The 10,896-nt window shown below is 39.4% G+C and carries 5 protein-coding genes and 1 pseudogene; all 6 read right to left on the bottom strand.

The annotated features are described in order from the left end of the window. Positions 1-260: 260 nt before the first annotated feature. Positions 261-2,681 (bottom strand): glycoside hydrolase family 2 TIM barrel-domain containing protein, encoded by a 2,421-nt coding sequence (locus tag NW212_RS12700; protein ID WP_258339007.1) that lies wholly within the window; start codon positions 2,679-2,681, stop codon positions 261-263. 24 nt (positions 2,682-2,705) lie between these two features. Beyond that, positions 2,706-4,865 (bottom strand): glycoside hydrolase family 3 N-terminal domain-containing protein, encoded by a 2,160-nt coding sequence (locus NW212_RS12695; RefSeq protein WP_258339010.1) that lies wholly within the window; start codon positions 4,863-4,865, stop codon positions 2,706-2,708. Positions 4,866-4,895: 30 nt separating this feature from the next. Continuing rightward, positions 4,896-5,711 (bottom strand): annotated as a pseudogene (locus tag NW212_RS12690) (DUF4886 domain-containing protein); the annotation flags it as partial. Further along, positions 5,711-7,501: a glycoside hydrolase family 2 protein gene (locus NW212_RS12685; protein ID WP_258339006.1), complete on the bottom strand. Its 1,791-nt coding sequence runs from the start codon at positions 7,499-7,501 to the stop codon at positions 5,711-5,713. The gene NW212_RS12685 and the pseudogene NW212_RS12690, both read right to left, overlap by 1 nt. A gap of 1 nt (position 7,502) precedes the next feature. Continuing rightward, positions 7,503-8,801, bottom strand: a complete 1,299-nt coding sequence (locus NW212_RS12680; protein ID WP_118242959.1) for an acetylxylan esterase — start codon at positions 8,799-8,801, stop codon at positions 7,503-7,505. Between the two features lie 4 nt (positions 8,802-8,805). Then, positions 8,806-10,887 (bottom strand): alpha-galactosidase, encoded by a 2,082-nt coding sequence (locus NW212_RS12675; RefSeq protein WP_258339005.1) that lies wholly within the window; start codon positions 10,885-10,887, stop codon positions 8,806-8,808. Between the last annotated feature and the right edge of the window lie 9 nt (positions 10,888-10,896).

Raw genomic sequence — 10,896 nt, 5'->3', positions numbered from 1 at the left:
GGTGAAAGTATTGCCATTTCTCTATTCTTTATTATCTGTAAACAAGGGGTTGTTTTTCTTTTGCTCAGATAAAGGCATAAAAAAAGGAGTTCCGCTGAACTCCAACCTTTGTTAACCTTAAATCTAATACTATGAAAAACACGTTGCAAAGGTACAGACTTTCTGGAATTATGCAAGTATTGTGCACGTTTACACATGTTTTATAACATAGATTAAGGAATAAATAAACCTTTTTGATCAATCTAAAACATTTCACTTCGTCATTTAACCTTTAATTGCAACATCCCAGCATTAATGCCTGGAGATGTAGCTTTCACCTTAATATATCCTTCCTTTTTGCCAGACTGCACTATTAATGTCAACATTCCATTAAAAACATGCATCTGGGGTAAATGGAATAAATCCAAACAAGTAGGATCTCCATTAGCGGCTGCACGAAATCGTCCTTCACCATCTACTTGAAAATACACGAGTCGCCCATCCTGCGGACATAAACGCCCATCCTTATCAACTATTTTAAGAGTCACATAAGCCAAATCTTTCCCGTCCGACACCAAAGACTCTCGCTTTGTAGACAATTCTATATGATGAGGTCTTCCTGCCGTATGTATCATTTTTTCTGCTACGGGCTCTCCGGCTTGATTGTAAGCGACCACTTTGACTTCTCCGGGTTCATAGATGGCATGAGGCCACATCAAGCGGAAACGGTTCTTCGGAGTTTCTCCGTGTTTGGTTTGTTTGCCGAAACTTTTTCCGTTTATGAATAACTCGGCGGAAGGATAGCTGGTATATACAAACACAGGCACTTCGGTTCCTTCATGCCCTTCCCAGTTCCAATGGGGAAGAATATGTAAGGTCTCCGCTTTTTTGTTCCATACACTGCGATACAGATAATAGCGGTCTTTGGGAATGGAAGCCAGGTCGATGATGCCGAACATGGAACTGTGGTTGGGCCATGAATCTTTATCATACGGACTAGGTTCTCCTAAATAATCAAAACCAGTCCAAACAAATTGTCCCAGTGTCCAGTCGTGGTCTTCTGCCAGTGCCAGGTCAATATCGGGGATATTAGACCATACACAAGCTTCCAAATCATAAGAAGAACATTGATGATCATCATAAAGTACACTAAATCCCTTTTGTACGGGTAATTTATATACTCCTCTCGAACTCACAGTGGAAGACGTTTCAGATCCCAAAATAAGATTTTGCGGCAAACGCTGATATGCTTCCTCATAACGAGAAGTACGATAATTCAACCCAGGAATATCAATCATTGCAGCAAATCCATTATCTAAAACACAGCTCACCTGGTCCATTCCGCAGGTGACCGGCCGGGTAGGATCTTCTCTGTGGCATATATCCTGCAGGAACTTAGCCACCCGATACCCTTCAGGGCTACATTGGGTGGGCACTTCGTTACCGATGCTCCACATAATCACGCTGGGATGGTTGCGGTAGTGCCGGAGCATATTGACCATGTCTTTTTCGGCCCATTCTTGGAAATAGCGGTGATAGCCGTTTTTACATTTGGCTATATCCCATTCGTCAAAAGGTTCAATCATCATCATGAAACCCATTTCATCGCACAGTTCCACCAGTTCCGGAGCAGGCATGTTATGGGCAGTCCGGATAGCGTCGCAGCCCATATCCTTCAGGAGTGAAAGCTGGTGGCGGAGAGCTGATTTGTTGACTGCAGCTCCCAAGGGGCCCAGGTCATGATGGTTGCATACCCCTTGAAACTTCCGGTGCTGTCCGTTCAGGTAAAAACCTTTATCGGCCACAAACTCGATGGAACGGATGCCGAAGCGGGTTGTATAGGTATCCGTCAGTTTCCCTTCACAATAGATTTTGGATACGGCCTGATACAATGCCGGAGATTCAGGCGACCATAAGGACGGATTCGCTACAAGGAAATTTTGTGTGAAAGGCTGTCCGTGGTTGATGTGGCCTTTATTTTCCTTGGATGCGACCACTTTCCCTTCCGGGGAAAGAATGTCCGTAACTACGGTCAGTTCTTTTGTGCCGGCTCCTTCAATCTGAGTGCGCAGGCATACAGAGGCAAAATCCTTGCCTACGTGGGGAGTCGTAATCTGCGTACCCCAGACAGGCACATGTATCTTTTCGGTGGATAACACGTGCACGTTCCGGTACAGTCCGGCTCCCGGATACCAGCGTGAAGACTGGGGCTTGTTCTCCAGTCTTACGGCCAGCATGTTTTCCTTACCGTCCGCATGGACCACATCGGTCACATCACAGTAAAATGAGTTGTAACCGTAAGGCCAGAAGCAGACTTCTTTTCCATTGACATATACACGTGCTTCGCTCATTGCCCCGTCGAAGACCAAGGTGGTATGCTTTCCTTGGGGAGCCTTGAATGTAGTCCGATACCAGCCGGTTCCCACATAAGGCAGCCCTCCGGTACGTCCGGTTTTTAACGAAGTTTTTTTTTCCAGATTCTGTACGACAGTCACATTTTGCAAATCATTGTTTCTATCAAACGGACCATAAATAGCCCAATCATGAGGGACGGAAACTGTCTCCCATTTTGTATCATCATACGTAACCAACTGAGCTCCAACGACATCTTCTTTTATAAACTTCCAGTGCTCTTCCAATAAACATTCAGTACGCTGAGCATACCCAAATATCCAATTAGCACAGGCCAATATCATGGCCATCCATTTTAACCTCATACTCACAATTTAATCAATTAATTCAATCTTTACTTTTTGATCTTTGACCATAATATAGAAGATACCATTCTCCAGCAAACGTTTCCCATCTTCATTCACAAATCCTAAATCTCGTTCCAGATTTATATCGAACGTAAAGATTCTACTTTCCCCCGCAGGGATTTCTTTTTTCTCAAAATATTTCAACTCCTTTACCGGACGAGTTATCGAAGAAAAAGGATCAGCAACAAACCATAACAGGGTCTCTTTCCCATCATAATTCCCCACATTTTTCACTTCGATTTCTGCCCTCAATGTATCTCCACGTCGTATTTTACTAGACGACAACTTCAAAGTTCCATATTCAAATTTAGTATAGCTTAATCCATGTCCGAATGAATATAATGGTTCGCTTGTAATATTCTGATATTTACCTTGATGTGTTCTTCCACTTTTACGATGATTATAATAAATAGGAATTTGACCTGTTGTATAAGGGAAAGTTATAGGTAATTTCCCTGATGGGTTATATCTGCCGGAAAGAATACCTGCAACAGCAATTCCAGCCGTAATACCTGGTTGCCATATTTCCAACATAGCATCAGCCAAAGGCTCTATACGTGACAAATCCAAAGGACGTCCGCTTGAAAGTAATACGACCAATGGTTTTCCCGTTTTTTTCAAGTTCTCAAGCAACTCCTCTTGTATCCGTGGAAGTGCTATAACAGAACGGGATGCATTTTCTCCACTCCAAGTTTTCTTTTCACCCAAACAAGCTATTATTATATCTGCCTGTTCCGCGACTCTAATAGCTTCAGCAAAACCACTCTGTTCATTACCATCGAAGCCACATCCCTCGGCAAACAATATATTCTTTGCTAGAAATCCTTTTTCTTTCTTCACGCCATCAAGGATAGATATCACATCTTTCTCATCTCCATGTGCAGACCATGAGCCCAACAGATGCAAACGATTATTAGCCATTGGTCCAATAAAAGCAATCTTCTGTTCTTTTTTCAAAGGGAGTACACCTTTATCATTCTTCAATAGTACCATCGACTCTTGAGCAAGCTGTTCAGCTACATTCAAACTTGACGGCAATAAAAAACGACTGTTATCTGGTAATACTTCAGTATATGGATTTTCAAATAATCCCAATTCAAATTTCAATCGTAATATTCGTCCAACAGCATCATCAATTGCAGCCATAGAAACTTTTCCTTCCTTTACCAGTTTACCCAAATGTTTTTGATAACAATTGTCTGTCATATCCATCTCTAATCCTGCAGAAAAAGCATACCATGCAGCTTCTTTTTCATTTGCCGCAAGTCCTTGTGTAATCAACTGTTTTACTGCATCCCAGTCTGACACCACAAATCCACGATGTTTCCAACGTTTCTTTAAAATTTCTGTCAAAGTATAATAGTTGGCTGATGCAGGAATTCCACTAATATTATTAAACGCACTCATCACAGTTGCAGCACCAGCTTTTATGCCTACCTCAAAAGGAGGCAAATAAGTATCCCAAAGAGTCTGTTTTGAAATTTCTGTTGGAACATAATCACGCCCAGCTTCAGAAGCCCCATAACCTACATAATGCTTTAAACAAGCTGCTACTTTGTTTTTAGCAGACAATGTATCTCCCTGATACCCTCTTACTGAGGCTGCCGCGAAAACTCCATTCACATAAGGGTCTTCTCCATAACCTTCAGAGACTCTTCCCCAGCGTCCATCACGTGCCACATCCACCATTGGAGAAAATGTCCAGTTTACTCCTGAAGTGAACGCTTCCTGAGCCGCAACTCCACATGCATCCTCCACAAGTTCTGGATTCCAAGAGGCTGCCTGTCCAAGTGAAATCGGATAAATGGTACGAAATCCATGAATAACATCATAACCAAACAAAATAGGAATTCCCAAACGAGATTCATTCAAAGCCTTTTTCTGTACTGAATTTCTCAATTTTGGATTAGATTCAAAATAAATAAGTGAACCTATCTCTGCTGGAATGTTCTTTACAGCCTCTCCAATATTATTTACGTTATTATTTCTTCCCAATGTATATTGGTTTAACTGATATATCTTCTCTTCCAACGTCATGCGCGATAATAAATCATTCACTCTTATATCAACAGGAATAGAAGGATTTTTGTATCGCGAGCTATCTTTTATATAAGACAAATCAGTAATTTTATTAGGATGGCGGACAGCTTCGTGTGCTGCCAATTGTGCTATATCACGATATTCATCAGAAACATTTTCAGGTACAAACTTATTGCCTATTACATTCTTTCCGGTCAATACTTCAAACCAGGTGCAAGCAGCAATATAACGTCCGACATTTACATCCAAATGATATCCGTCACGATTCAAATGATCTCCAATAAAAGAAGTACGGGCATTTTGTATAGCTGTTCCGGAAGGAATTATCCGATAAAAGTCCACAAGTTTACATGCTTTTTTTACCGTTTCCACAATAGCTTTATACATTGTTATCTGATTGTTATCATATTTCTTGAACCCAGTATTCCTGCAATCTTTAGCATAAGCCCAAGTCTGATGAAAAACAATCTTACAACGCTTATCTATCCTTTCCTTGACATATTCATACAATTCTGGAAGATATGTTTCATACGTTTCGTACATTCCTGAGAAAGGACTAGCCTGTTGCAAACTCACGTAATCCCATTTTTCATCGGCCAATGCCCTAGAAATACTCATATTACAATAATGAACTTTCTTACTATCAAGCCCAATTTTACGATAATCATACGCAGCCGCGTCTTTCCTAATATTGTCTACATGACGTTCTAAAGAGCAGCCACCAATAAAAAGGTTTCCTATTACAAGTTCATAACCTTCTGCCTCTCCCAATTCATGCAGATACTGCTCTACCGCATCTTGTGAAAAACTGTTCCCTATTGAAAGAATCTTAATTATCTTAGAATTTTCTGTAATATTTTTTGAATAACCATTCTCTACCAATAATATGCAAAAGCATAAAACGGTACTTAATAAAACTTTTATACTTTTCATCATTTAATATATTTTTTCTTTTGATAATAATCATGTATGATGTACCATGCCTTTTTACGTAATCCCTGATCGGAAAGCAATCCTTTTCTATTCCATCCACTCTGATTAGTCGGATGAAAACGGAAAGGAGAACGAAAATCAAACAATATCCATGGAGAAACTCCACAAAGATTCGGAATATGATTAAACATCTCAATATTATCTTTATACAACTTAGCCTGATATTCTTCACTCCATGAAGAAGCCACTTCTTCATCTCCATGTTGACCATACAAGGCTTCTCCACCAAATTCCGAAATAATAAGCGGCTTGTCTGGAACAACATCCCATACTGCTTCTTCAGGGCTTAGAGGCCACGGATGATACCATCCCATATATTTATTCACAGCCACCACGTCTAGATTTGCTGTAAAAGGGTCATCCATCTCGAAATGACGGGTATTCTTATTGAAATAAACAAGGTCAAATGCCGCCACATAAAGCCTACTGCAATCCATCGAACGCCCCATTTTCAGTAATGATAACAAAAACGCGTTTCTAGCATCTGAAGGTTTAGTTTCATTCGCCACACCCCAAAAACATACCGCACAGCGATTCTTATCCCTATTTATCATCTCTCTAAGCATGGTCCGAGCCTTATCCAAAGTACCTCTGTCCTCAAAATCTATTCCCTGCCAAATAGGAATCTCCTGCCATAAGATAATCCCCATCTTTTCAGCCATTCGTACTATATACTCATTTTGCGGATAATGTGCCAACCGAATCATATTTACCCCCAAAGCCTTAGCCTCATTCAAAAGCATTGAAGCATCAGCCTCTGAGAAAGCTCTTCCCATACGTTGTGGTATCTCTTCATGAAAAGATACACTACGCATAAAAACAGGATTTCCATTAACCAAAATACGTGTTCCATCCACAGTTATCTGCCTAAATCCTATTTCTTCCTCTATTTTATCTTCTTCAGAAGTTATCACGACCTTATATAGTCGTGCTTTTTCCGGTTCCCATAGTTCCAACTTGCGCACCTTTAACGAAATCGAACCTACACCCTCTTCATTTGTTTGAAGTGTACGCTCAATATTCAACTCTGGTATTTCAATCCGTACATCTCGAACTCCTTTTGCAGATAAAGCGACAGTGGCATGTATTAAATCTTTTTGTACATTATCCAAACGTACAAAATAATCACGGATAAACAGACGTGGAGTAGTCACCAACATAACATCGCGTGTAATTCCTCCGTAATTCCACCAATCAAATGCCATTGCCGGGATAGCATCTACCGAACGGGTATTATTTACTTCCACTACCAGGAAATTATCACCTTCTGACAATATATCAGTAACTTCCACCTGAAATGGAGTAAATCCTCCCTCATGAGAAGCGATTTCATGTCCATTCAAATAAACACGACACCGATAACTGACAGCACCAAAATACAGGAACTGCCTTTTATCAGGAGAAATGTTTGCCTTAAAATGACGTCCATACCAGACTGTGCCTTCATAATATTTCAGTTCTGATGATTGTGAATTCCAGTCTCCAGGTACGTTCAACCTCATTCCGTTTTCAAATGAATATTCATAAAACTCTTCTTTGGTTTGAGGTGCTCTATTTTTATAGACCTCCATACGACGTCCCTGATCATATAAATCCACTATGACATTCCATTTTCCATTCAACAAATGGAAATCTCTCCCATAAACATTTATCATAGTCTGTTCCGTCGCTCCCAAACAGATGGAAAAAGTAATGAAAAACAAGCTAAAGAATATTTTCTTCATTTCCATATCATTTATTATTTACTTTCAACAAATCCATCATCCACTTCCATGCTTTGTTAGTCTGTTCAGGATATGCATAATGTCCCGTATTTTGCGCTACAACTAATGTCTTTGGAGCCTCTATAACGTTATATGCGGAATATACTGAAGTAGGAGGACAAGTAGTATCATTATATCCAAAGGTATAGAATCCGGGGACTTTTATCTGACGGGCAAAATTCACCACATCATAATAACTTGCCGTGTATATTCTTGCCGGAGTACGATTTTTCTCATCTTTCAGAAAATGAGGCCAACCTCCTGCCCTTCCATGCAGATATCCAACCATATCACACAATGCCGGATAATAAGATACAAGTCCTTTAACACGATTATCCAAAGCTGCTGTAATTATAGACAAGGCTCCTCCCTGACTTCCTCCAAATGTTCCCAAGTTTTCGCCATCAAATTCAGGTAATGAATACAAGAAATCAATAGCTCTCACACAACCCATATAGACACGTTTATAGTAATATCTGTCTCTGTCGTCAAGATTGAAAGAATGATAATTTCTCAAAGCTCCCATATAAAGATTAGTATATACAGGACCTTCCATATTTACAGGAATGCCATGTATTCCGATTTCCAGAATTATAACTCCTTTTTCTGCTCTTTCCACTTCTCCAAGATATGCCCTTACACCTGCCCCTGGAAGTTTCAACACTGCCGGGTATTTGCCTTGGGCTTTTGGAACACACAATATTCCATAAATCCTTGAAGCATAAGAATAATTACCGAAACTTACATGATATACATTAACTTTAGATGTACACCTTTCAGGTATCAATGTCATTTTCGGGTTCATTGGTTCTTTTGATGCTTCCATCTTAGCCTTCTCCCAGAATTCCAGAAAATCATCAGGATAATTTACCGTTGGACTTATTTTTTCAGGTTCAAACCCTACAGTAGCCATACCCTCATATTTGCGTCCTTCTACTTCAGCCTGTACCTTACAGCGCAAGAAACCTGGAGTTTTCATAGTACCTAATTCCAGTTCAGTTTCACCTGACTTTAAAATTTTCTTTCCCTCAGATATTGGAGACATCATGTCTTGTGAAATAGAATAACTTATTTCTGTTTTATCCAAAAGAGAGCCGTTCACAAACACCATAATCTTAACCTTAGCCTTTTCTCCTATTTTATATACCCAAGAATCATGGTTGGGAACAACCTTTATATTTACCATTCTTTCCGCAGGCTGTCCGAAAGCTGTCATAAACAGACTCAATAAGACAAACAGCCATACTTCACGCAATCTACTTATCATATTATTATTTTCTTATTTTATATTTATACATTACAAAAGAATTTTTTTTAGGCAGTTCTATTTCTAAAACGCCATTATGTTTCACAAGAGAATCTTGTGTTTTGCCATCCCCTAATACAAGAGTGCATTCAATATGTTCGCCCTCTTTTAACCATGTTTCTATTTTACCTATATTGTCCTCATTATTCTCACGAAATAAAAGAAAATACCCCTCACCATTTTCCTTCAACGACTGGAATCCTGTCCATGAAGTTCCGGAAGGTTCTTCACCAACTGGCAGGATTATTCCGGAATGAAAATCATAACTGATATCCTTATATGTCTCTACAAGATTACTCAATCCATAGGCTTCTTCAGGAAGATTAGCAGCTTCCATCCAAGCCAAAGGCTGTCCTGCCATAGATATTGCAAACAAATAATCAAAAGAATAATGAGAAGGTGCAAATATATCATCACCATACTTATCAGAATTTCTCCATTTATTCAAGAATTCTATCTGTAGTTTTTCGGTCGGAACATATTTGGATAGCATCCATAAATTCCTTAAAGTCCAATACGGATAATAATTTCCCCAGTCCGTATAACGGTTTTCAAGGAAAATATTTCCGTATTCATTAAATAAATGATATCCGCCTCTTCTACCGGCTGTAACATCCAAATTAAAAACAACAGCATAATTGGTATTCTCCCATACTTTCTCAAACAAACACCGGAGATTTTCCTCTGCTCTCTTTGTAGGAATATTCACACCGTCAATTTTAAAAACTCTTATTCCGTATTTACGATATAATTCGGTTATGGCCTGTGCATCTTTTTCCCATTCGGCAAAATCATTCTGTACACTCGGATTAAACCACAAACAAACTTCTACTCCAAACTTACGTCCCTTTTCAACTATCGGTTTTAATCCGTGAGGATATTTTTTAGGGTCCGGTTTCCAATAATCAGGATTGTCCCATATATTCTTGAAAGAACCTTTTGCCAAAGCTGAATTAGGACTTTTCCCGACCTGCCATCCGTCATCGATTTGAAAATGCGTAAAGCCTAAACGAGCAGCCTTTTCTATCTCTGACAAACAAAACTCCTCGTTAACCTTGGTATCCTGGCTTCTGTCCCCCCATGTATTCATCATCACCATCTCATCACGTCCTTTAGTCAAAATCCTTACATTCTTTTGATATTTCCTCAAGACTTTCAAAGCATCCAATTCTGTACCGTCATAAACACCTAAAACACAACTATATGTACGTGTCCACTTTTCAGGTGAAATATCTTTTTCTGTTATTCCAATACCTGTTACCATAAAATGGCCGAATTCAGCTATAAAATCAGCACCTTTATATGCCAATTGAACTCCCGAACAAGGAGCTTCTTTCAAAACAAAAAATCCCGATTTACTCTCACCATTTTCAGCAAACAATATATTTCCACGATATGACAATTTCCTATAAGGAATAAAGTCTCTTGTCCATACTAAATTATTATTCCAGTCTGTCACATCAGTAAACTCAACTGTCTTTGTATGCCAATGCTGTCCTTTGAATGCAAATCGATCAAGAATTGCGGTCACCTGAGACGATTTCATATCTTTAGTAGATTCAATATTCTTATTATCCGCAACGTTTCCTTGCTTTTCACCGAAAACGCTGTTCACAGTTCCACGCAGATAAGTATCACACCCAATGACCGGACAATTATCATAAACTCTGTACACACGTTGCACATCCAACTCACCTAACGAGAAAGAAACCGTCACTTTCAGAAAAGCCGGATTGATTACAGTCTCCTTAACCCATTCAGTAGAAAGTTTTCCATTGCTGGCCGCATCAGTATTACGGGTAATAATCAAATCAGGCTGATTGGAATAAGTATTTTCACACCATCCGGACAGTTTATTCTCCAATCTAAGTGTTTTCAGGTTTCCACCGTTCCATAGGAAAGTTCTTTCAACACATTGGTTTCCTATATATAGAGTATCATTTTTTAATGAACCATAACAATTACCGGAAGCAGCAAAAGCAGGTGCGTTACCATATAAAATGCCGCAAAACAAAACGACTGAAACTATACCTGTTTTTCGTATCATTATATAATT

The sequence above is a fragment of the Bacteroides sp. ET225 genome (assembly GCF_024733745.1).
Classification (GTDB): domain Bacteria; phylum Bacteroidota; class Bacteroidia; order Bacteroidales; family Bacteroidaceae; genus Phocaeicola; species Phocaeicola excrementipullorum.
This window is presented reverse-complemented; position numbering and strand designations above follow the sequence as displayed.